This window comes from Pseudomonas putida, from assembly GCF_050989985.1.
In the GTDB taxonomy this organism is placed as follows: Bacteria; Pseudomonadota; Gammaproteobacteria; order Pseudomonadales; family Pseudomonadaceae; genus Aquipseudomonas; species Aquipseudomonas putida_AI.
Genome location: NZ_CP158815.1, coordinates 2,790,254 through 2,812,517 on the forward strand (window position 1 = coordinate 2,790,254; position 22,264 = coordinate 2,812,517).

The window sequence follows — 22,264 nt, forward strand, 5'->3', positions numbered from 1 at the left end:
TGAATATCGCTCATGTTGGCGCGGTCTTCGGGCCGGTAGAATCGCGGCGTTTTCAAGGATCGGGATCAGGGCATGTCGTATCGCGTGGTTATCAGCAGTTTATTGCTGTGTTTGAGCTGGGGTGCCGTGGCGCAGGGGGCGGCGATTCCGGCTGCCACTTCTCCCGCTGTTTCTCCTTCTATTTCCTACACCCGCGACATTCAACCGATCTTCACGGAAAAGTGCGTGGCCTGCCACGCTTGCTACGATTCCGCCTGTCAGCTCAACCTGGGCAGTGGCGAAGGCGCGGCGCGGGGGGCGAGCAAAACCCCAGTCTACGACGGTGATCGCGGCCAGGCCGCCGCACCAACCCGGCTGTTTTATGACGCTTTCGGCAAGCGGGCCTGGCAGCAGAAGGGCTTTTATTCGGTGCTCGACGCCCAGGGCAGCCAGGCCGCGTTGATGGCGCGGATGCTGGAGTTGGGCCACCGCACGCCGCTGCAACCCAATGCCAAATTGCCTGAAGATATTGTGCTGGGCCTCAACCGTGACAATGTCTGCGCCATGCCCGCGGAGTTCGACGGCTACGCCAGTTCCCATCCGCAACAGGGCATGCCCCTGGCCGTCACCGGTTTGACCGACCAGCAATACCAGACCTTGCAGCGCTGGCTGGCGTCCGGTGCGCCGATCGATGAGCAGGGCCTGGTGCCAAGCGCGAAGGAAGCCATGCAGGTGGTGCAGTGGGAGAACCTGCTCAATGCACCGGGCGCCCGGCAAAGCCTGGTGGCACGCTGGCTGTTCGAACACTGGTTCCTCGCGCACCTGTATTTCAAGGACGGCGAACCGGGGCATTTCTTTCAGTGGGTGCGTTCGCGTACGCCCACTGGCCAACCGATCGACCTGATCAACACCCGTCGTCCGAACGACGACCCTGGCACGCAGTTCTATTACCGCCTGTGGCCGGTGCAGGGGGTGATCGTGCACAAGACGCACATCACCTATCCGCTGAGCGCGGCGAAAATGGCCCGGGTCAAAAGCCTGTTCTACAACGGCAACTGGCAGGTGACCGCATTGCCGGGTTACGGACCGGAGCGCCGGGCCAACCCCTTTGCCACGTTCGAGGCCATTCCCGCCCAGGCGCGTTATCAGTTCATGCTGGATAACGCCGAATATTTCGTGCGGACCTTCATTCGCGGCCCGGTGTGCCGAGGGCAGATTGCCACCGACGTGATCCGCGACAACTTCTGGGCCTTGTTCCAGGCGCCGGAACACGACCTCTATATCACCGACCCGAATTACCGTGGCCAGGCCACGCCGTTGCTGGCGATGCCGGGGCAGAACGACGATGTCGGCAGCGTTCTGAGCCTGTGGCACAACTACCGCGACAAACGTAACGAGTACGAGGCGCTGCGCCGCGACAGCTATGCCGATCTGCCGGCGCCGAGCTGGTCGACCCTGTGGGCGGGCAATGACAATGCGTTGCTGAGCATCTTCCGGCATTTCGACAGCGCCGCCGTGACCAAGGGCCTGATCGGCGAGGTGCCGCAAACCATGTGGCTGTTCGATTTCCCGCTGCTGGAGCGCACCTATTACCAGCTGGCGGTGAATTTCGACGTGTTCGGCAATGTGTCCCATCAGGCGCAGACACGGCTGTATTTCGATCTGATCCGCAACGGTGCCGAGCAGAATTTCCTGCGCCTGATGCCGGCCGATTCGCGGCTCGGCTACCTCGACGACTGGTACCAGAGCAGCGGCAAAATCAAGATGTGGATGGACTATGAGTCCATCGATGACGACAAGCCGACCGCGTTGATACTCGATGCGAAGGACCCCAAGCGGGATTTCTCCATGCAGTTGCTGGCGCGCTACGGCGAACTCAACGCCAAGCCGGACCCGATCAACCGCTGCGACGGCGCCTACTGTTCGCGGCCGAACATTGACCCGGTCTTGCAAAGCGCCGAGCAGGCCTTGAGCCGCCTGACCTCGCGCCCGGCCGCCGGGCTCAAGGTCATCGATCAGTTGCCGGAGGCGACCATGCTGCGGGTCGAAACCGCCAGCGGCCAGCGGGTGGTCTACAGCCTGCTGCGCAACCGAGCCCACAGCAACGTCGCGTTCCTGCTGGGTGAGTCGCTGCGCTATCAGCCGGAGCTGGATACCATCACTATTTTCCCTGGCGTTCTCAGCAGTTACCCGAATTTCATGTTCAACATCCCGGCCGCAGAGGTTCCGGACTTTGTGGATGCCATGGAAAACGCCAGGGATGCCGAGCGCTTCGAGAAAATCGTCGAGCGCTGGGGCATTCGTCGCAGCCATCCGCAGTTCTGGCAATACTTCCATGACTTGAGCCGCTATATACACGAGACAGATCCGGTGGAAGAGGGCGTATTGGACATGAACCGCTACGAAAACCTCTGATCTCCCCCGATCCGTGTAGGAGCGAGCTTGCTCGCGATAGCTGCGTGACAGACGGCATCAATTTTGAATGTGCCACTGTCATCACGAGCAAGCTCGCTCCCACAAGAGGTGCAAACAACGGAATCTTTCCTGACAAAAATACTGGGACTTTGTCCGGCGCGATGATTGGCGTAAACTGCGCCCAAGCCTGCGAGGAGTTTCCATGACCGCTATTACCATCACCGACGCCGCCCACGATTATCTGGCTGATCTGCTTTCCAAGCAGAACACCCCGGGCATTGGCATCCGCATCTTCATCACCCAGCCTGGCACCCAATACGCCGAAACCTGCATTGCCTACTGCAAGCCGGGCGAAGAAAAGCCTGAAGACACGGCGCTGGGGCTCAAAAGCTTCACCGCTTACATCGACCACTTCAGCGAAGCCTTCCTGGACGACGCCGTTGTCGACTACGCCACCGACCGCATGGGCGGCCAGCTGACCATCAAGGCGCCCAACGCCAAGGTCCCGATGGTCAACGCCGACAGCCCGATCAACGAGCGTATCAACTATTACCTGCAGACCGAGATCAACCCCGGGCTGGCCAGCCATGGCGGCCAGGTGAGCCTGATCGATGTGGTCGAAGACGGCATCGCCGTTCTGCAGTTCGGTGGCGGTTGCCAGGGCTGCGGCCAGGCCGACGTAACCTTGAAGGAAGGCATCGAGCGCACCTTGCTCGAGCGAATTCCCGAGCTCAAGGGCGTTCGTGACGTCACTGACCACACGCAGAAAGAAAACGCCTACTACTAAGGCGTTCGCTGCAAACAAAAAAACGGCGCACCGTGAGCGCCGTTTTTTTATGGGTGAAATTCAATGGCCCCATCGCGAGCAGGCTCGCTCCTACAGTTGATCGCATTCCAATGTGGGAGCGAGCTCGCTCGCGATAGGGTCCTTATGGGCGATAGAGGTGCGCATGCCCTGCGCGATACAGCGATGACTCGCTGAAGTGATCACTCCCTAACACCCGACCCACCAAAATCAACGCCGTACGCCGAAACCCCTTCGCCGCAACCTTCCCGGCAATATCCTCAAGCGTCCCCACCACCCAATCCTGATCCGGCCACGTCGCCCGGTGAATCACCGCGATCGGGCAATCCGCGCCGTAGTGCGGCAGCAGTTCGGCAAGGATTTTCTCCAGATGATTGACCCCCAAATGGATCGCCATGGTCGCCCCGTGCTGCGCCAGGCTGCCCAATTCCTCTCCGGCCGGCATGGGGGTTTTGTCGGCGTAGCGGGTCAGGATCACGCTCTGTGACACGTCCGGCAGGGTCAGTTCCGCCCCCAGAAGCGCAGCGCAGGCTGCGGTGGCGGTCACGCCGGGAATGATCTCGAACGCAATGCCGAGTTCGCGCAGATGACGAATCTGCTCGCCGATGGCGCCATACAGGCTCGGGTCGCCGGAATGCACGCGGGCCACATCCTGGCCCTTGGCGTGGGCGGTCTTGATCAGTTCGATGATCTGTTCCAGGTGCAGCTCGGCGCTGTTGACCACCTGTTCGGCACTATGGCCCTCCAGCACGGCGGTGGGCACCAGCGAGCCGGCATAGATGATTACCGGGCAGCTGCGAATCAATCGCTGACCCTTGACGGTGATCAGTTCCGGATCGCCGGGACCGGCACCAATGAAGTAGACGGTCATCGTCGGCTCCTGTCAGAAAAAAGGGTCAGGCAAGGCTTCAGATGAAGATTGCTCATGATCGCGGGCGGGGATTATCGGGTATTTCGGTCTGCGCAGGCCAACGCCAAGGTGGCCTGGGCATATTTTTGTCGTGGGACCAGCAGTTTCGCCGGTGCATTGGCCAATTGCTCGGCCAGGGCCAGGGCCGCACTTTCCGCCACGCCATAGCAGCCGGTGCGTTCGAAGGCGATCTGCGAGTGGTGGCTGAGCAGCGCCTGATAGGGCGTCATTTGTTCGCTGCTGAAAAACGATATCGGCAGGTCAAGCTGCCCGGCCAGTTCAGTCAGCGCCGGTTCATCGCGTTTCAAGTCGATGCTGGCCAGGGCCTTGATCTGATGGAGCTCGATCCGGTGAGCCTGCAGGGCCTGATCGAGCAGCGCCCGCAGCGTGCTGACGGGGCAGCCCCGCTGGCAGCCCAGGCCGACCACCAGGGTCGGCGCTGTGCCAGCATCCATCATGCGTGGTATTGACCTTCGCTTTTGCGGCGAAACAGCCATGCGCTGATCAGGCCCAGGGCCAGCCAGAACGCGACGTTGGTGAGCTGCGAAGCGATTTTGAACTGGGCTTCCAGCGCTTCGGGCGCAAGCATCGAATGCACTTCCGGTTGCGGGGCGCCAATTACATGGGGCACGGCAAGGATCGCCACGCCCAGCACCTTCATCAGCCAGTGCCGGCCGAACACGATCAGCGCGATGCCGACAGCGGTGGAAGCGGCGGTGCCCACCCACCAGAGCTGGCGTTGCGCCAGGTCGGCAGCGGCAGTGCCCGGCAACTCAGGTGGCAGGCCGAGGGTCGGCGCCAGAACGAAGGTCGCATAACCGGCCAGACCCCAGAGCAGGCCCTGGGAGGTCCTGGTCGGAGCGCGCAGGGTGTAGAGGCCGGCGAGCATCAGGGCGAAACCGACGGCCACCACCAGGTTGCCACCGGTGGTCGACAGCACGCGCTGCCAGCCGTCTTCCGGTTCCCAGGCTTCGGCATCGTGGGTGTGGGCAGCGGTGCCAGCGGCGTGTTCATGGACTTCAACGGCTGCAGGCTCGGATTTTTCGTAGGTTTCGGCCTGCAGAATCAGCGGGGCGACCCAGAAGCTCTGCAGCAAGGTCAGCAGCAGGGCAGCCAGCAGCCCCGTGAAACCTGCGGTTTGCGCAATACGCTTGATCATGTCGGCAGGTCTCAATGGCACGGGAATGCTGAGCTGTGACGGGTATCGTGGGCGGCGTTGTGCACCGCTTCGATGTGCGAGAAACCGGCGAAATACACAAGGCACGCACCCAGGATCGACGCGCAGACAGCGGCGGTGATGCGTTGGGCAAGGGTGGAGGTGGTGCTGGAGGAGGCTGTGTGGCCGGTGCTGCTGATGATCGACATGGCGTTTCCCTCTGTTCTGTCAGCGGGGAATTAGAGCGCATGAAGAAACCCTGCACACCAACGCGCGCAGAGATTCGAACAGCGCCCGCCCACCGCGGGTTTGTCATTCAGTGAAGTTGGATCACTTCGTGTTGCGGGCCGGTCTCCGGGCTCACGAGGGGCGTTGGCTTAGCCATTACCTGCAAGCATCACCTTCCCATGCCCCATCGGCACAGTGGATCTGACGCTTCGCTCGCTTACCGTTGCGGGGGCAGCACCGGACTGACGTGGCTTTGAGTAAAGCACACGATTCACCGGTTTCCCGTTTCACCCTGTGAAGGGCACCCGTAACAAGTTGTGTAGGAGAGCATGGGTGAGGGTGGGGCGTCAATTGGCAGGGGTTCTCATCTTGAGATCGAGTCGCCCCGATCGCGAGCAAGCTTTGCTCCCACAAGGACACCGGCAACCTGTGGGAGCAATGCTTGCTCGCGATGGCGTCATCCGGGCCGCCACTGAACTCAGCGTGATCATTGACCCGCCCCAATACGATGCGTAGCCTTGCGCTTTCGAGGTTCTTCGGCATGTGTCGAAGCTAAGAAGGGAACGCGGTCGATGCCGCGGCTGCCCCCGCAACTGTGAGCGGTGATGTTCGCTGCCACGCCACTGCACGCTCAGGTCCTGAGCCCGCGGGAAGGCGCAACGAACGCCAGTCTGATGATCGGCACACCGTCAGCCAGGAGACCTGCCTCGCAACAGATTCTCACTATAACCGGGCGGGGTGATCCGGTGGCGAACACTTCCGACGCGCGCCTGCGCTGTCGGTCCTCGTCCCGTATGCCCGCCACCTTGCCAAAGGGCATCCGATGAAAACACTGGCCAAACTCCCCGTCACCATCGTTACCGGCTTCCTCGGCTCGGGCAAAACCACCCTGCTGCGGCACATGCTCGACAACGCCCAGGGCCGTCGCATCGCGGTGATCGTCAACGAGTTCGGCGAGCTGGGCATCGACGGCGAAATTCTCAAGCAATGTTCCATCGGTTGCACCGAAGAAGAAGCCAACGGCCGCGTCTACGAACTGGCCAATGGCTGCCTGTGCTGCACCGTCCAGGAAGAGTTCTTCCCGGTGATGCGCGAACTGGTCGCCCGTCGCGGTGATCTTGACCACATCCTTATCGAAACCTCGGGCCTGGCCCTGCCAAAGCCGCTGGTCCAGGCCTTCCAGTGGCCGGAGATCCGCAGCGCCTGCACCGTTGACGCGGTGATCACCGTGGTCGACAGCCCGGCCGTTGCCGCCGGCACCTTCGCCGCGTTCCCGGATCAAGTCGATGCCCAGCGCAAACTTGACCCGAACCTGGACCACGAGTCGCCGCTGCACGAGCTGTTCGCCGACCAACTGTCGAGCGCCGACCTGGTGATCCTCAACAAGGCCGACCTGATCAAGCCTGAAGACCTGGCCCGTGTGCGCCTGGAAGTCGCTGAAGAACTGCCGCCGGCGGTGAAAGTCATCGAAGCCAGCAACGGCCGCCTGCCGCTGGACGTGCTGATTGGCCTCGGTGCCGGTTCCGAAGAACACATCGACGGCCGTCACAGCCATCACGATCACCACCACGAAGGTGACGATCACGATGATCACGACCACGATGCTTTCGACTCCATTTCCATCGAGCTGCCGCAAGCCGACGAAAGCCTGCTGCTGGACGCCCTGACCCAACTGGTGGTCAAGCACGGCATCCTGCGCGTCAAGGGCTTCGCCGCCATCCCGAACAAACCGATGCGCCTGCTGATCCAGGGCGTGGGCACCCGTTTCGACAAGCACTTCGACCGCCAGTGGGGCGCCGAAGAAGCACGCACCACGCGTCTGGTGTTGATCGGCCAGGAGCTGGATGCCGCCGCCCTCGAAGCGCAATTGCGCGCCGCGCTCAGCGTGTAAGCCATGCACCTGCTCAGGACCCAGCCCGGCGGTTTCGTGTCGGATGACAACATTGCCGACCTTGGACAAACCCCCGCCGAGCTGGTGATCCTGTGCAGCGGTGACTCCAGCCTGGCGCTGCTCGCCGAGGCGGCGCAGCAGTTGCCCGAGGACTACCCGAGCGTGCGCCTGGCCAATCCGATGCAGGTGCAGAATCACGCCTCGGTCGACCTGTACGTCGATGAAGTGCTGCGTCACGCCAAGGTCATTCTGATTTCGCTGCACGGCGGCATTGCCTATTGGCGCTATGGCGTCGAGCGCCTGGTGGAATTGTCGCAGCGCGGGGTGCAATTGATTCTGGTGCCGGGTGATGATCGCCCGGACCCGGAACTCAGCGACCTGAGCACCGTGGTTGCCGAAGATCGCGACCGGCTCTGGCACTTCCTGCGTCAGGGCGGCATGGCCAACGCGTTGAACCTGTTTCGCTGCCTGGCCGATCGCTGGCTGGGGCGCGACTACCTGTGGGCAGAGCCGCAAACCCTGCCGCGCACTGCGATATACCACCCGCATAAAAGCTCCGCCGCGCTCGAGGATTGGCAAGCCCAGTGGCTGACCGGTCAACCGGTGGCGGCTGTGCTGTTTTACCGCTCGCATTTGCAGGCGGCGAACACCGCTTTCATCGATGTTTTCTGCCAGCGCTTGCAGGCCGCGGGGTTGAACCCGCTGCCGATAGCGCTGGCCAGTTTGAAAGAGCCCGGCTGCCTTTCGGTGGTCGAGGACTGGCTGGATGAAACCTGCGCCTCGGTGATTCTGAACACCACCGGCTTCGCCCAATCCAGCCCCGAAGCCCCACACTTGCGGCCGTTTCGCCGCAATATCCCGGTGATCCAGGCGATCTGTGCCCAGGACAACGAACCCGGCTGGCGGGCCAGCGAACAGGGCCTGGGGCCTCGGGACCTGGCGATGCACATCGCGTTGCCGGAACTGGACGGGCGCATCATCAGCCGGCCGATCAGCTTCAAGGACCTGGCCTGGCGCAGCGAGCGCAGTCAGTCCGACGTGGTCTGCTACCGGCCGCAACCGGAACGCATGGACTTCGTCGCCGAACTGGCGCGGCGCTGGGTCGATCTGGCGCGCCTGCCCAACGCAGAAAAACGCATTGCCCTGATCCTCGCCAATTACCCGACCCGTGATGGTCGAATCGGCAATGGCGTGGGCCTCGATACGCCGGCCGCAGCGCTGAACATCCTGCGTGCGCTGCATGCCGAGGGCTATCCGCTGCCGGCTGAATTGCCCGATAGCGGCACAGCGCTGATCCGGCAATTGCTCGGCGGTGTCAGCAACGATTTGGACAGTCTCGACCAGCGCCCCTGCCAGCAAAGCCTCGCCATGGACGACTACCTGACGATGTTCAACGCACTGCCTGAAGCCAATCGCGCGGCAGTGCTGGAGCGTTGGGGTGCGCCGGAAAACGACCCGATGTGCCGGGGCGGGCGGATGATGATCGCCGGGCTGCGCTTCGGCCTGACCTTCGTCGGCATCCAGCCGGCCCGGGGTTATCAGGTCGACCCGAGCGCGGTGTATCACGACCCGGACCTGGTGCCTCCCCACGGTTACCTGGCGTTTTACTTCTGGCTGCGCAACACCTACGGCGCTCACGGTGTGATCCACGTCGGCAAGCACGGCAACCTGGAGTGGTTGCCGGGCAAGGGTGTCGGCCTGTCCGAGAGCTGCTGGCCGGACGCGCTGCTCGGGCCGCTGCCGAACATCTATCCGTTCATCGTCAACGATCCGGGGGAGGGCGCCCAGGCAAAACGGCGCACCCAGGCGGTGATCATCGACCACTTGATGCCGCCACTGACCCGCGCTGAAACCTACGGCCCGCTGCGCAACCTGGAGCTGTTGGCCGACGAGTATTACGAAGCACAACTGCTGGATCCGCGCCGCGCCCGGGAATTGCAGCGCGACATCCTGCAACTGGTGCGCGACACCCACATCGACCGCGAACTGCAACTGGACGAGAAGCTGGACAGCGACGCCGATGCGGCAATCTGGCTGCCACGGCTGGACACGTATCTGTGCGACTTGAAAGAGTCGCAGATCCGCGACGGCCTGCATGTGTTCGGCGAGTCACCGGCAGGGAGGTTGCGCATCGATACCTTGCTCGCGTTGCTGCGCATTCCCCGAGGCGATGGACGCGGGGCGCAGTCGAGCCTGCTGCGGGCGTTGGCCAGGGCCTTTGAGTTGGGCTTCGATCCGCTCGATTGCGGGCTGGCCGAGCCTTGGAGCGGGCCGCGTCCCGAAGCGTTGTTGACGATCAGTGAAGAACCCTGGCGCACCACGGGCGATACCCGTGAACGTCTTGAGCTGTTCGCTGCACAGCTGATCGCCCAGACGATCGATACCCCCTGTAGGAGCGAGCCTGCTCGCGATGGAGTGTCAGTCGACATCGATGTGGCTGATACACCATCGCGAGCAGGCTCGCTCCCACAAGGGGCGAACTGGACTGAGGTGCAAGTCATCCTCGACAACCTGCGCGAAGTGGTCGCCCCCAGGCTGGACGCCTGTGGCCCGGCGGAAATGCGCGGCCTGCTCGATGCCCTGGACGGGCGTTTCGTCCCCGCCGGCCCCAGCGGCGCGCCTAGCCGTGGGCGGCTGGACGTGCTGCCCACCGGGCGCAATTTCTATTCGGTGGATGTGCGCAACCTGCCCACCACCACTGCATGGCGCATCGGCTTCCAGTCGGCCAACCTGATCCTTGAGCGCCACCTGCAGGATCACGGCGATCATTTGCGCCAGCTCGGTCTGTCGGTGTGGGGCACGGCGACCATGCGCACCGGCGGCGATGACATTGCCCAGGCCATGGCGTTGATGGGCGTGCGTCCGGTCTGGGCCACGGGCAGCCAGCGGGTCGATGATTTCGAGATTTTGCCGCTGAGCCTGCTCGACCGTCCCCGCGTGGACGTCACTTTGCGGGTGTCAGGCTTCTTCCGGGATGCCTTTGCCAACTTGATCCGCCTGTTCGATGCCGCCGTGCAGGCGGTCGCCGCGCTGGATGAGCCGGATGATCTCAACCCGCTGGCCGCCAAGGTGCGGGCCGAGTACGAAGCGCTGTTGCAATCGGGACTCGATGAAGAGGCGGCGCGGCGTCAGGCCGGCTGGCGCATTTTCGGCGCCAAGCCCGGCGCCTATGGCGCGGGCGTGCAGGGCGCCATCGACGGGCGCCTGTGGCAGAGCCGCGAGGATCTGGCCGAGGTTTACCTGAACTGGGGCGGTTACGCCTATGGCGGCTCCGACGAAGGCACCGCAGCCCGCGAGCAATTCACCCGGCGCCTGAGCCAGGTGCAGGCGGTGCTGCAAAACCAGGACAACCGCGAGCACGATCTGCTCGACTCCAATGATTACTACCAATTCCAGGGCGGCATGCTCGCTGCCGTGGAGAGCCTGAGCGGCGAGGCGGCGGCCAGTTATCACGGCGATCACAGCCAGCCGGACCTGCCGAAGATTCGCACGCTCAAGGAAGAACTCAACCGGGTGATCCGCTCCCGTGCGGCCAATCCGAAGTGGCTGGAGGGCGTCAAGCGCCACGGTTATAAAGGCGCGTTCGAAATGGCCGCCACCGTCGACAACTTGTTCGCCTTCGACGCCACCACGCAGTTGATCGACGATCACCAGTACGCGTTGCTGGCCGATGCCTATCTGCTGGACCCTGGCACCCGGGAGTTCGTCCGCGAACACAACCCCCACGCCTTGCGCGACATGACCGAGCGCATGCTCGAAGCGCAACAGCGGGGGATGTGGAAGGAGCCGGGTGAGTACCGCGAGGCGTTGGAAAATTTGCTGCTGGATATAGAAGAAGACACCTGATTCACCGCAATTCCCCTGTAGGAGCGAGCCTGCTCGCGATGGAGTGTCAGTCGCATTGATTTCAACTGATACACCATCGCGAGCAGGCTCGCTCCTACAGGTACTAAGGTGTTTGTGAGCCTACCGACCATGACCGAGATCCAACAATGACCGACACCCCCCATTTCCCTCTCTCCGCCGTGGTCGGCGCCGACGACTTGAAACTGGCGCTGTACCTCACCGCCATCGACCCGAAGATCGGCGGGGTGCTGATCGAAGGCCCGCGAGGCATGGCCAAGTCGACCCTGGCCCGGGGCCTGGCCGACCTGCTCGCCAGCGGCCAGTTTGTCACCTTGCCGCTGGGGGCCACCGAAGAGCGTCTGGTCGGCACCCTCGACCTGGACGCCGCCCTGAGCGAGGGTCGCGCACAGTTTTCCCCCGGCGTGCTGGCCAAGGCCGACGGTGGCGTGCTCTACGTCGATGAAGTCAACCTGCTACCGGATCACCTGGTCGACCTGCTGCTCGACGTGGCCGCCAGCGGCACCAATCTGGTGGAGCGCGACGGCATTTCCCATCGGCACTCGGCGAAGTTCGTCCTCATCGGCACCATGAACCCGGAAGAGGGCGAGCTGCGCCCGCAACTGCTCGATCGTTTTGGCTTGAACGTCGCGCTCGGCGGTCACACCGCCCCGGCCGAGCGTGGGCAGATCATCCGTCGACGCCTGGATTTCGACAGTGATCCCCAAGGCTTTTGCGGTGAATGGGAAAGCCAGCAGCAAGCCTTGCGCGAGCGCTGCCAGAAGGCGCGCAGTGCGTTGGCGAGCATCCCTCTGGATGATGCGGCGCTGGCGCAGATTACCGAGCGTTGCTTTGCCGCCGGCGTCGATGGTCTGCGCGCCGATCTGGTCTGGCTGCGCGCGGCACGGGCCCATGCCGCGTGGCGTGGGGCAATGTCTATCGCCGAGGAAGATATCGACGCAGTCGCCGAATTCGCCCTGCGTCATCGCCGTCGCGAGCACGCGTCACCGGCAGCCCAACCCCACCAGCCTCCATCCGGCCAGAACGCCAACCCGAGCGGAGGTCAGGGCCAATGGGGGGAAATGCCTGCGCAGGCACTGCCAACCGGCGCCCGTCGTGAAGTACCCATCTGGCCAAAAAAGCCCTAGGCATTCGCCCCCGATCCGACGCGGGGGCGAATGCCAGACCCCGTGCAGGACGCCTGGACCACGGCAAGCAAGGCAGGCGACATGACGCACGCGACGGCTCGGTCAACTGGCCCGGCACCTTGCTCAACGGCCGCCCACGCCGACGTGCAGAATTGTTGTTCCAGCTGCGGACCCGCTCGCCCCATGAGCTGTGGCTGGTGATCGTCGACGCCTCGGCATCGACCCGTCGCCATCAGGCGTTGAGCGATGCCAAGGGCCTACTGGCGCAATTGTTCGACGACGCTTACCGCCAACGCGCGCGCCTGGCGTTGCTGACTGCCAGCGGCACGTCGCCGAAGTGGCAGGTGCAAGGCTTGAAGGCTTCCAGCGGTTTGCGCCACTGGCTCGATGGGCTAGGGGCGGGTGGTGGTACGCCGTTGCTGGCTGCGCTGGGCGAGGCGGGGCATTGGCTGGCTTCGCGGCAGAAACGCTTTGCGGCGGAGCAGCAACGGTTGCTGGTGGTGACCGATGGTCGATTGAAGGAGTGGTCGGCGCTGCCTGCACTTGAGTGTCCGGGATTGGTCATCGACATTGAGCGTGGACCGATTCGCCTTGGGCGTAGCAAGGTTTTGGCTGCGCAGTTGCAGGCTGAGTATCGGCATATCGATGAGCTGTTGCCCGGCTAGGTGCTGTGTTGTCTGTGCAGGCCTCATCGCGAGCAGGCTCGCTCCCACACTTGGAATGCATTCCCCCTGTAGGAGCGAGCCTGCTCGCGATAGCGGACTACCAGTCACCGTCCATTTTGATCACTTGCCCATCGCCTGCCGGTACTGCCGGGTCCTCCTGGCGATATACAACTGGTCCAGCACCAGCGCCAGCAACGCCGACACCTGCGGCCGGGTCTTGCGCCCGCGACTCAAGCGATGCAGCTGGAACTTCACCACCGCCATGTTCGCCAGCGCCGCCAGGGGTTTGCGTTTCCAGCGAATCGGCGGCAGTTGCGGGTGGCTGTCCTGGCCTTCGCGCCAGCGTTTGACCAGCTGCGGTTCAACGGCCAGCGCCGTGCCAATGCCGGCCATGGCGATGCCGCTGTCGAGTACCTGTTCGACAATGGCCAGGCGGCGAATCCCGCCCGTCACCATCACCGGCATGCGCGCCACGCTGGCCAACTCCTTGGCCATTTCCAGAAAATACGCCTCACGGGCCAGGGTTCGGCCATCTCGGGCTTCGCCCTGCATCGCCGGCGCTTCGTAGCTGCCGCCGGACAGTTCCAGCAGATCGAGCGGTTTTTCGTTGAGCCACTGGATCACTTGCCGGGCGTCGTCGGCATCGAACCCGCCGCGCTGGAAGTCCGCCGAGTTGAGCTTGACCGCCACACAAAAGCCTGGCGACACGGCCTTGCGTACCGCGTCGACCACCGCCAACAGCAAGCGCGCTCGGTTTTCCAGCGAGCCGCCCCATTGGTCGGTGCGGTGATTGGTCAGCGGCGAGAGGAACTGGCTGAGCAGGTAGCCATGGGCGGCGTGAATCTGCACGCCGCTGAACCCGGCCTTTTCCGCCAGTGCGGCGCTGGTTGCGAAACGCTGGATCACCTCTTCGATGTCGGCCTCGCTCATGGGTTTTGGCTCGGCAAACAGCTTGGAAAACGATCCCATGTCCATTGCCACGGCAGAGGGGGCCAATGCCTGCTGGCCTAGGTTGGCCATGGTCTGGCGACCGGGATGATTGAGCTGCATCCAGAAGTGCGCGCCGCCGGCACGACCGATGCCGGCCCACTGGCGAAACCGTTCCAGGTGACGTTCGTCTTCCAGCACCACACCGCCGGGGCCGGTCATGGCGCGGCGGTCGATCATCACGTTGCCGGTCAACAGCAGTCCGGCTTCGCCTTCGGCCCAGGCTTGATACAGACGAAACAGCGCCCGGTCCGGCGCCTGTTCGCCATCGGCGAGGTTCTCTTCCATTGCGGCTTTGGCGATGCGATTGCCGAGGGTCTGGCCGTTGGGCAGATGCAAGGATTGAAAGGGCGACATGCTTGACTCCTCATCAGTGATGAACAGAGGCTAAGCTTGAAGTTAACTTTAATGTCAAGCAGGCAATTTCAAACCCGCCCCGAGGGCATGGCTTGCGAGGCCGATGCCGAGCGTGGCTGGCGTCTCTCAAGCACCAGGGCTTGTGACGGCTGCTGCGGGTCGATTCACGGACAGGGTAGGAATCGGATTGCGCATCAACGTGCCGACCACCAGCGCAGCCAGTAAACCTGCCAACCCCGCCACCCACAGCAACAGGCTGAAGCCGCCAACGAATGCCTGACGCGCCAAGGGCTCGACCACAGGTTGCGCCGCCTGTGGCAACAGGTTCATCGCTGCCGCCATGTCACCGGCCACCACCCGCGAGGCAATCCCGTGGGTCTGTTGCAGCCATTGCCCGCCCTGGGCCGCCAGGCTGTCATGCAGCAGCTGTTCGCTATGACCGGCCAGCAGCGCGCCATAGACCCCGATCCCCAGCATGATTGCGCTGAAGCGCATGGTGGTACTCATGCCCGAAGCCATGCCGGTCCGTTCGCGGGGTACGCAGGCCATGATGTTTTTCTGGGTGTCGCCGTTGAGCAGGCCCGCACCGGCACCCGTGACGGCAATCGCCAGGGCGAACGGCAGATACCCGCCTGCGCTTACCGCCCAGGCGCTGAGCAGGTTTCCGCTACCCACCAGCGCCAGGCCGGCCGCCATCATGTTCGCCGGGCTCACGCGACCGGCCAGGCGCGCACCGATACGCGGGAAGATCAACATGGTCACGGCAAATGGCAGCATGCCAAGCCCTGCGGATATGGCGCTCAAGTCCAGGCCGTTTTGCAGGTAGAACGGCAGCATCGTCATCATCACCTGGGCGCAGGCGGCGTAGAAGAACATGCCGAGCAGGGCGCCGATGAAGCGTGGGTGGCGGAACAGTTGCAGGTCGATCATCGGCCGCTGTTGCAGGCGTTCGATCACCACGAACAACCCCAGCAGCAGGGCGCCACCCAGCAGGCGCATCCAGGTCACGGAGTTGTTCCAGCCAATGCGGTTGGCTTCGATCAGTCCCCAGATCAGGCACAGCAGGCTGGCACTGAACGCCAGGCTGCCCCATGGGTCGAGACGCGCAGCCTGGGTGTCGCGCGATGGCGGCACCGCGCGCCAGACCATGTACATCAGGAACAGGCCCACCGGCAGGTTGAGGTAGAAAATCCAGCGCCAGCCCACGTATTCGGTGATCAAGCCGCCCAGGGTCGGCGACGCGGTGGTCGCCACGCCCATGCATCCGCCCCAGAACGCCCAGGCCTTGGCCCGTTCCACTTCATCGTGAAAGGTGTGGCCGATGGAGGCCAGCGCCGAGGTCAGCAACAGTGCGGCGCCCACTCCCTTGACGGCCCGAGCGATATCCAAAAACACGGCATTCGGCGCAGCACCGCAACCGACTGAGGCAAGGATGAAAATCCCCAGCCCCCACATCAGGGTGTTCTTGCGACCAAAACGATCGGCCAGGCTTCCGGCGGGCAGCAGCAACGCGGCGAAGGCGAGCATGTAGGCGCTGACCACCCACTCGATGTCCGCGAAATTCGCTCCCAGATCCCGGGCGATGCTCGGCAAGGTAACGGCGACAATGTTGGTGTCGAGCACGATCAGCGCACACACCGCGGAGGCGGTGAGCAAGGTCAGGCGCGGGCTCACACTGGGTTTGACGGACATGGCAGGTGTTCTCTACTGTGAGGTTGCGTGCAGCTTATCGCCGGTTGCCGATGCCTTCGTTAGGCACGCACCATCACTTCATTACCTTTGAGCTAATGCACCGAATGGACATCCGCCATTTCCGCTATTTCCTTGCCGTCGCCCGGCATCGCAATTTCACCCGTGCCGCCGAGCAATTGGGGATCGCGCCGCCGACCTTGACCCGGCAGATCCAGGACATGGAAGCGGAGCTGGGGGCGCGGCTGTTTGTGCGTCAGGCGCGGGATGTCAGCCTGACCGAAGCCGGGGCGGCGCTGATGATCGAAGCCGATGCCACGGTGCGCCAGTTCGAGTCGGCGCAGCGCAATGCACAACGCGCCGGTCGCGGCGAGATCGGGCATATCGAACTGGGTTATGTGGCCTCGGCGGTGTATTCCGGGCTGCTGCAAAAGCAGGTGCAAAGTTTTGCCGGCCAGTTCCCGGACGTCAGCCTCAATGTGCGAGAAAGCCCGATGGCGAGCCTGGCGAACATGATCCTCGAGGGGCGTTTCGATCTGGGCTACATCCGCTGCCCACTGGCCATGCCCGAAGGCATCGAGTCGGTGCGGCTGATGGGCGAGGGCTTTGTGCTGGCGCTGCCGGTGGACTCCTGGCTCAACCGCTTGCCGACGATCAACTCGATGCACCTGCAGAACGAAAACTTCATTCTTCCCGAACAGGTCATCGGCACCTTGCAGGTCGCCGCCAAGGGCAATTTCTCGCCGAAACTGGGGGCGCAGCCCGGTGGGTTGGTGGCGGTAATTGCCCTGGTATCACTGGGGCAGGGGGTGGCGGTGGTGCCGGAGTCGGTGGTGGGGCATGTCAGTTTGCCCAATGTGGTGTATCGGCAAATCCAGGATTGCGAGGCGTCTTCGTGGTTGGCGTTGGTTCATCGGCGGTTTGAGAAGTCACCGGCGGTAAACAGGTACATCGAGCTGGTGAAAAAAGGATAAGAGCATCGCGAGCAGGCTCGCTCCCACAAGGGATTTGTGGGCGATGCAGATCAACTGTGGGAGCGAGCCTGCTCGCGAAAGGGCCCTTGGGAACGCCGGGATTTCCAACTTGCTACAGATCTTGAAATGATTTCCAGCTGTAGGAATTGTCACCATCACCTGTACGATTCAAGTCCTTTTCTGTTTCAGGACTTGCATGAACACCCTCACGGAGCCCCCCAGTTACCCTTTCTCCTCGCGCCACCGCGCGGTCTTGACGCACGCCAGACACCCGGTCTTTCGGCCTTCGAACATTCCTGACACCGCAACCCCACGGCCTCTGCGCCGCGCCTTGCCGTGCCCGGCATTTTGATTCACTGACGAGATCGAGACCTTTATATGGAATGGTTAGCCGACCCCACCGCCTGGTTGGGCTTGTTGACGCTGATTGTGCTGGAGCTGGTACTGGGTATCGACAACCTGGTGTTTATCGCCATCCTCGCCGACAAGCTGCCGCCGGAGCAGCGCGACCGTGCACGGATCATCGGTTTGTCCCTGGCGTTGTTGATGCGCCTGGGCCTGCTGGCGAGTATTTCCTGGCTGGTGACCCTGACCCAGCCGCTGTTCGAGGTGTTCGACAAGAGCTTCTCCGGACGTGACCTGATCATGCTGTTCGGTGGTGTGTTCCTGTTGTTCAAGGCCACCATGGAATTGCACGAGCGACTGGAGGGGCATGTTGGCCAGCGCGCATCCAATACGGCTTACGCGCTGTTCTGGCCGATCGTGGCGCAGATCGTGGTGCTCGACGCGGTGTTCTCCCTCGACGCGGTGATTACCGCCGTGGGCATGGTCGATGAGCTGGCGGTGATGATGATCGCGGTGATCATTTCCATCGGCCTGATGATTGTGGCCAGCAAGCCGCTGACCCGCTTCGTCAACGCGCATCCGACGGTGATCATGCTGTGTCTGGGCTTCTTGATGATGATCGGCTTTGCACTGACCGCCGAAGGCCTGGGCTTCCACATACCGAAAGGCTATCTGTATGCGGCCATCGGGTTCTCGATCCTGATCGAAGTGTTCAACCAGATCGCCCGGGCACGTCGCAAGCGTTCGATGCAGGGCCTGCGACCGATGCGCGAACGGACGGCTCATGCGGTGATGCGTTTGCTGGGTGGGCGCAAACTGGCGGAACAGGAGGTCGATGAAGAGATTGCCGACCTGCTCGACAACGGCGAGGCGCCGAGTGGAGAACTGTTCGATCGTCGCGAGCGGGTCATGATCAGTGGTGTGCTGCAACTGGCCGAGCGGTCGATCCGCACCTTGATGACGGTGCGCGCCGATGTCGATCACATCGACCTGGCCGATGACGCCGAGACGATTCGTACGCGCCTGATGCACTCGTCCTACTCGCGCCTGCCGCTGATTCGCAACGGCGCGGTGGATGAGCCCCTGGGCTTCGTGCACAAGAAGGAGCTGCTCAAGGAGTTCCTGGCCGGCAACCAGCCTGATCTTGCGCATCTGGCGCGCCAGGCCATCAACCTGCTGGACAGCTATTCGATCCTCAATGCCCTTGAGCAGATGCGCAAGGCGTCCACCCACATTGCATTTGTGGTCAACGAATTCGGCGATTTCGTCGGGGTGTTGACCATGACCGACATCCTCGAGTCGATTGCCGGTGAGTTGCCGGACGCAAGCGAGATCGAAGGGCCGGATGTGGTCGAGGACAAGGGCGGGTTTGTGGTCAGCGGTGCCTTGAACCTGGCGCGGGTGCGCCAGCGTACCGGGTTTACTGCGCAGCCGACCGACGACTATCAGACCCTCGCCGGGCTGGTGGTGAGCCTGCTGGATCGGTTGCCGATGATTGGCGATAGCCATGAATGGGAAGGCTGGCGCCTGACCGTCATGTCGGTTGAAGAAAGGCGGGTGAAACGGGTTTATCTGGCGCGCATTGGCGGGTGATGTTGCGTTGCCGCTGATGGCCCCATCGCGGGCAAGCCCGCTCCCACAATGAAATGCGCTCCCCTGTAGGAGCTGCCGCAGGCTGCGATCTTTTGATGTTGCTTTTAAAAGCCAAAAGATCGCAGCCTCGTTTCACTCGACAGCTCCTACATGGCTCTTGTGCAGCCTTTAGGCCACCGACAGTTCCTGATGAAACGTATACCGATCCTTCCCCGTATGCTTTGACTCATACAAGGCCGCATCCGCCTTGATCAATGCCTGATTCAAGGTGTCATCATCCAGCACACGCGTCAGGCCGATGCTGACCGTTACGGGGTGTTGCCCGGTATATTCGCGCACCACCTGGCACAGCTCAGCGGCCAGTGCTTCGGCATCTTCCCGGCGCACGCCAGCCAGGTAAATCGCAAACTCCTCACCCCCCAGTCGCGCATATTCGTAGGGGCTCATCACGGCCTTGATGTTACTGGCGATGCGCTTGAGCACTTCATCGCCGATGTCGTGGCCGTAGACGTCGTTGACCTTCTTGAAATTGTCGATATCGATCATCGCCAGGTAGTGATCATGCTCGCGGGGGCGGGCGTGCAATTGCTTGTCGGCGCGGGTCATGAACGAGCGGCGATTGGAGATTTCGGTGAGGGTGTCGATGTAGGCCTGATCCAGCAGCAGCCTGGACATGATGAAGTTGTAGAGCTTGGCCTTGCGCAGGGTGAGGAAGCTGTAGATCGTCAGCGCACAGAGAAATCCTGTGTAACTGAGGGTCATCACGCCCTTGAGATCGAGCAGATCCAACACCGGGCTATAGAAAGGATTGAGCACCAGCCAGGTGATGATTTGCGCGGCAAAGAATGACCATCGGCTCAGCGGCAGCATCGAGGCGCTGTACAGCGTGGTGGATGCCGCCAGCAGCGACCACGCCGCCTGATGCTCGACGGCTACCCCCTCGATGAGCAAGCGCGTGCCAATGGTCACGGTCAGCACGAACAGCACATTCAGCCAGTGGAAATGCCGCGCCTTTCGAGTGAACAGCAAGATGATGACAATGATCGCGAACAGGCCGAGCCAGACTACAGAGCGCCAGGTGAAGGCCTGGCCGCCGATGAAACTGATGATCAGGTCATAGAGAAACCAGACGGCGATGCTCGCCAGATAGATCAGCAGGCAAAACCTGTGCAGGCGTTCGAACTCATGCTGGATGAACTCGGCCTTGAGTTCCCGGGGCGCCGATATTTTCAGTACTTCATCTTCAATGGTTTTGTACATCGCCGACCTTGTTGTGTGGGTTGTCGATGGGCCGCGGCGAAGGCGGCGATACAGCGGGTGGTCGTGGCGCCCCGGTCCAAATGAAGCGACAGATCGCAGCCTTCAAGGGGCTTTATCACTTGGAGATTGAATAAAGCAGTCACAGGCGAGGTTGCCCAACGCGGGTATTTGCGTCTGTTTTTCGCACCTTGCCCGGAAGGGGCGAGCATGCTCGTTTGAGAAACAACTCCGCACCATTTGTGAACCAGATACCCGCCTGCGTGGCCAACGGTAGCGCTACGCCATAGTCCCCTTCGGTAACACCCTTTCTTCGTTTCAACGCATCTATCTGATTCAAAACATTTTTCAATCTTCCCTACATTCGCCGTCCGAGCTGTGGCACACTTTCTGCTGTCTGTTCCGTTGTTACATACCAAGTTCCGGTATAGCGGAATAAACATCATCCTGGAGTGCTTGCCATGCATCACCGTCCTTCCTTGTTCAAAGCGTGTGTTCTTCTGTTCGCAGCGTCTGCCGCTGCCGTGGGCGTGGCCCAGGCGGCTGACAGCAAGCTCGATAGCGTTCTGGCCCGTGGCAAAGTGATTGTGGGCACCGGCAGCACCAATGCGCCGTGGCACTTCCAGGGCGCGGATGGCAAGTTGCAGGGTTTCGATATCGATATCGGCCACATCATTGCCAAGGGTCTGTTCAACGACCCGGACAAGGTCGAATACGTGGTGCAGTCCTCTGATGCGCGGATTCCCAACCTGCTGACCGACAAGGTCGATATCAGCTGCCAGTTCATCACCGTGACCGCCAGCCGTGCGCAGCAGGTGGCGTTTACCCTGCCGTACTACCGCGAAGGCGTCGGCCTGCTGTTGCCGGCCAACAGCAAGTACAAGGAAATCGATGACATGCAGGCTGCCGGCGACAAGGTAACGGTGGCCGTGCTGCAAAACGTGTATGCCGAAGAGCTGGTGCACCAGGCGCTGCCCAAGGCCAAGGTCGACCAGTACGACAGCGTGGACCTGATGTACCAGGCCGTGAACTCCGGTCGCGCCGACGCGGCAGCCACCGACCAGTCTTCGGTCAAATACCTGATGGTGCAGAACGCTGGTCGCTATCGCAGCCCGGCCTACGCCTGGAGCCCGCAAACCTACGCCTGCGCGGTCAAGCGCGGCGATCAGGACTGGCTGAACTTCGTCAACACCACGCTGCATGAAGCCATGACCGGCGTTGAGTTCCCGACTTACGCCGCGTCGTTCAAGAAGTGGTTCGGTGTCGAGTTGCCATCCCCAGCCATCGGTTTCCCAGTCGAATTCAAATGATCCCGTGAGAGCGGGGCGCTAAAACGCCCCGCTCAAGGTACTGCCGACCATGAACTATCAGTTGAACTTTGCCGCCGTGTGGCGCGATTTCGACACTCTGCTGGCGGGGCTCGGTCTGGGCCTGGAGCTGGCGCTGGTGTCGATCGCCATCGGCTGCGTGATCGGCCTGCTGATGGCGTTTGCCTTGCTGTCGAAGCATCGCCCGTTGCGGGTGCTGGCATCGGTGTATGTCACGGTGATCCGTAACACGCCGATCCTGGTGTTGATTCTGTTGATCTACTTTGCATTGCCGAGCCTGGGGATTCGCCTGGACAAGATTCCCTCGTTCATCATCACCCTGTCGTTGTATGCCGGGGCCTATCTGACCGAAGTGTTCCGCGGCGGACTGCTGAGCATCCCCAAGGGCCAGCGCGAAGCCGGCCTGGCGATTGGTCTGGGCGAGTGGCAGGTCAAGGCCTACGTCACTGTGCCGGTGATGTTGCGCAATGTGCTGCCGGCCTTGTCGAACAACTTCATTTCGCTGTTCAAGGACACCTCCCTGGCGGCCGCGATCGCGGTGCCGGAGCTGACCTATTACGCACGCAAGATCAATGTCGAGAGCTACCGGGTGATTGAAACCTGGCTGGTGACCACCGCGCTGTACGTGGCGGCCTGTTATCTCATTGCCATGATGCTGCGATACCTCGAACAGCGTCTGGCGATCCGCCGATAG

General features: G+C 62.3%; 17 protein-coding genes and 2 riboswitches. Of the genes, 10 read left to right on the forward strand and 7 right to left on the reverse strand.

All coding sequences use genetic code 11. The features are described 5' to 3' along the window. The first annotated feature begins 72 nt into the window (after nt 1–72). On the forward strand, nt 73–2,394 hold the full coding sequence (locus tag ABTV29_RS12930) for a fatty acid cis/trans isomerase (protein WP_433770765.1): 2,322 nt from the start codon (nt 73–75) through the stop codon (nt 2,392–2,394). A gap of 202 nt (nt 2,395–2,596) precedes the next feature. Continuing rightward, the gene (nfuA, locus tag ABTV29_RS12935; RefSeq protein ID WP_110963268.1) at nt 2,597–3,181 is read left to right on the forward strand and encodes a Fe-S biogenesis protein NfuA; all 585 of its coding nucleotides are present in this window, start codon (nt 2,597–2,599) and stop codon (nt 3,179–3,181) included. A gap of 142 nt (nt 3,182–3,323) precedes the next feature. Here the strand turns inward: nfuA and cobM are convergent, their stop codons facing one another. The 4 genes from cobM to ABTV29_RS12955 form a co-directional block, all read right to left on the reverse strand. After that, nucleotides 3,324–4,070, reverse strand: coding sequence for a precorrin-4 C(11)-methyltransferase (cobM, locus tag ABTV29_RS12940; RefSeq protein WP_433770768.1), 747 nt, complete (start codon nt 4,068–4,070; stop codon nt 3,324–3,326). A gap of 71 nt (nt 4,071–4,141) precedes the next feature. Continuing rightward, nucleotides 4,142–4,567, reverse strand: coding sequence for a cobalamin biosynthesis protein (locus ABTV29_RS12945; protein WP_433770771.1), 426 nt, complete (start codon nt 4,565–4,567; stop codon nt 4,142–4,144). Continuing rightward, the gene (locus ABTV29_RS12950; protein WP_433770773.1) at nt 4,564–5,268 is read right to left on the reverse strand and encodes a CbtA family protein; all 705 of its coding nucleotides are present in this window, start codon (nt 5,266–5,268) and stop codon (nt 4,564–4,566) included. Before ABTV29_RS12950 ends, ABTV29_RS12945 begins: the two co-directional genes overlap by 4 nt. 11 nt (nt 5,269–5,279) lie before the next feature. Next, nucleotides 5,280–5,474 (reverse strand): CbtB domain-containing protein, encoded by a 195-nt coding sequence (locus tag ABTV29_RS12955; protein WP_121105316.1) that lies wholly within the window; start codon nt 5,472–5,474, stop codon nt 5,280–5,282. A 119-nt stretch (nt 5,475–5,593) separates the two neighbouring features. Then, nucleotides 5,594–5,817: riboswitch (cobalamin riboswitch) on the reverse strand. 188 nt (nt 5,818–6,005) lie between these two features. Then, nucleotides 6,006–6,217: riboswitch (cobalamin riboswitch) on the forward strand. Nucleotides 6,218–6,316: 99 nt separating this feature from the next. Between ABTV29_RS12955 and cobW the strand changes: the two genes are divergently transcribed. The 4 genes from cobW to ABTV29_RS12975 all read left to right on the forward strand — a co-directional run bounded on the left by cobW (nt 6,317) and on the right by ABTV29_RS12975 (nt 13,040). Beyond that, on the forward strand, nt 6,317–7,384 hold the full coding sequence (cobW, locus tag ABTV29_RS12960) for a cobalamin biosynthesis protein CobW (RefSeq protein WP_433770775.1): 1,068 nt from the start codon (nt 6,317–6,319) through the stop codon (nt 7,382–7,384). 3 nt (nt 7,385–7,387) lie between these two features. Then, nucleotides 7,388–11,230 (forward strand): cobaltochelatase subunit CobN, encoded by a 3,843-nt coding sequence (gene cobN, locus ABTV29_RS12965; RefSeq protein WP_433770777.1) that lies wholly within the window; start codon nt 7,388–7,390, stop codon nt 11,228–11,230. A 146-nt stretch (nt 11,231–11,376) separates the two neighbouring features. Then, nucleotides 11,377–12,375, forward strand: coding sequence for an ATP-binding protein (locus tag ABTV29_RS12970; protein WP_433770779.1), 999 nt, complete (start codon nt 11,377–11,379; stop codon nt 12,373–12,375). Nucleotides 12,376–12,494: 119 nt separating this feature from the next. Beyond that, the gene (locus ABTV29_RS12975; protein ID WP_433770781.1) at nt 12,495–13,040 is read left to right on the forward strand and encodes a vWA domain-containing protein; all 546 of its coding nucleotides are present in this window, start codon (nt 12,495–12,497) and stop codon (nt 13,038–13,040) included. A gap of 120 nt (nt 13,041–13,160) precedes the next feature. Here ABTV29_RS12975 and ABTV29_RS12980 read toward each other — a convergent pair whose 3' ends face one another. Together ABTV29_RS12980 and ABTV29_RS12985 are read right to left on the reverse strand one after the other, a co-directional pair. Next, a complete protein-coding gene (locus tag ABTV29_RS12980) occupies nt 13,161–14,384 on the reverse strand; it encodes an NADH:flavin oxidoreductase/NADH oxidase family protein (protein WP_433770782.1) in 1,224 nt (407 codons plus the stop codon). A gap of 126 nt (nt 14,385–14,510) precedes the next feature. Beyond that, nucleotides 14,511–16,076: an MFS transporter gene (locus ABTV29_RS12985; protein ID WP_433770784.1), complete on the reverse strand. Its 1,566-nt coding sequence runs from the start codon at nt 16,074–16,076 to the stop codon at nt 14,511–14,513. A gap of 104 nt (nt 16,077–16,180) precedes the next feature. Here ABTV29_RS12985 and ABTV29_RS12990 point away from each other — a divergent pair, with 104 nt between their 5' ends. Then, nucleotides 16,181–17,047 (forward strand): LysR family transcriptional regulator, encoded by an 867-nt coding sequence (locus ABTV29_RS12990; protein ID WP_433770786.1) that lies wholly within the window; start codon nt 16,181–16,183, stop codon nt 17,045–17,047. A 378-nt stretch (nt 17,048–17,425) separates the two neighbouring features. Beyond that, nucleotides 17,426–18,985: a TerC family protein gene (locus ABTV29_RS12995; RefSeq protein WP_433770788.1), complete on the forward strand. Its 1,560-nt coding sequence runs from the start codon at nt 17,426–17,428 to the stop codon at nt 18,983–18,985. A gap of 168 nt (nt 18,986–19,153) precedes the next feature. Here the strand turns inward: ABTV29_RS12995 and ABTV29_RS13000 are convergent, their stop codons facing one another. Continuing rightward, nucleotides 19,154–20,245, reverse strand: a complete 1,092-nt coding sequence (locus ABTV29_RS13000) for a diguanylate cyclase domain-containing protein (RefSeq protein WP_433770790.1) — start codon at nt 20,243–20,245, stop codon at nt 19,154–19,156. 458 nt (nt 20,246–20,703) lie between these two features. Between ABTV29_RS13000 and ABTV29_RS13005 the strand changes: the two genes are divergently transcribed. Together ABTV29_RS13005 and ABTV29_RS13010 are read left to right on the forward strand one after the other, a co-directional pair. After that, the gene (locus ABTV29_RS13005) at nt 20,704–21,552 is read left to right on the forward strand and encodes a transporter substrate-binding domain-containing protein (protein WP_433770792.1); all 849 of its coding nucleotides are present in this window, start codon (nt 20,704–20,706) and stop codon (nt 21,550–21,552) included. Nucleotides 21,553–21,601: 49 nt separating this feature from the next. Next, nucleotides 21,602–22,264 (forward strand): amino acid ABC transporter permease, encoded by a 663-nt coding sequence (locus ABTV29_RS13010; protein WP_008011044.1) that lies wholly within the window; start codon nt 21,602–21,604, stop codon nt 22,262–22,264.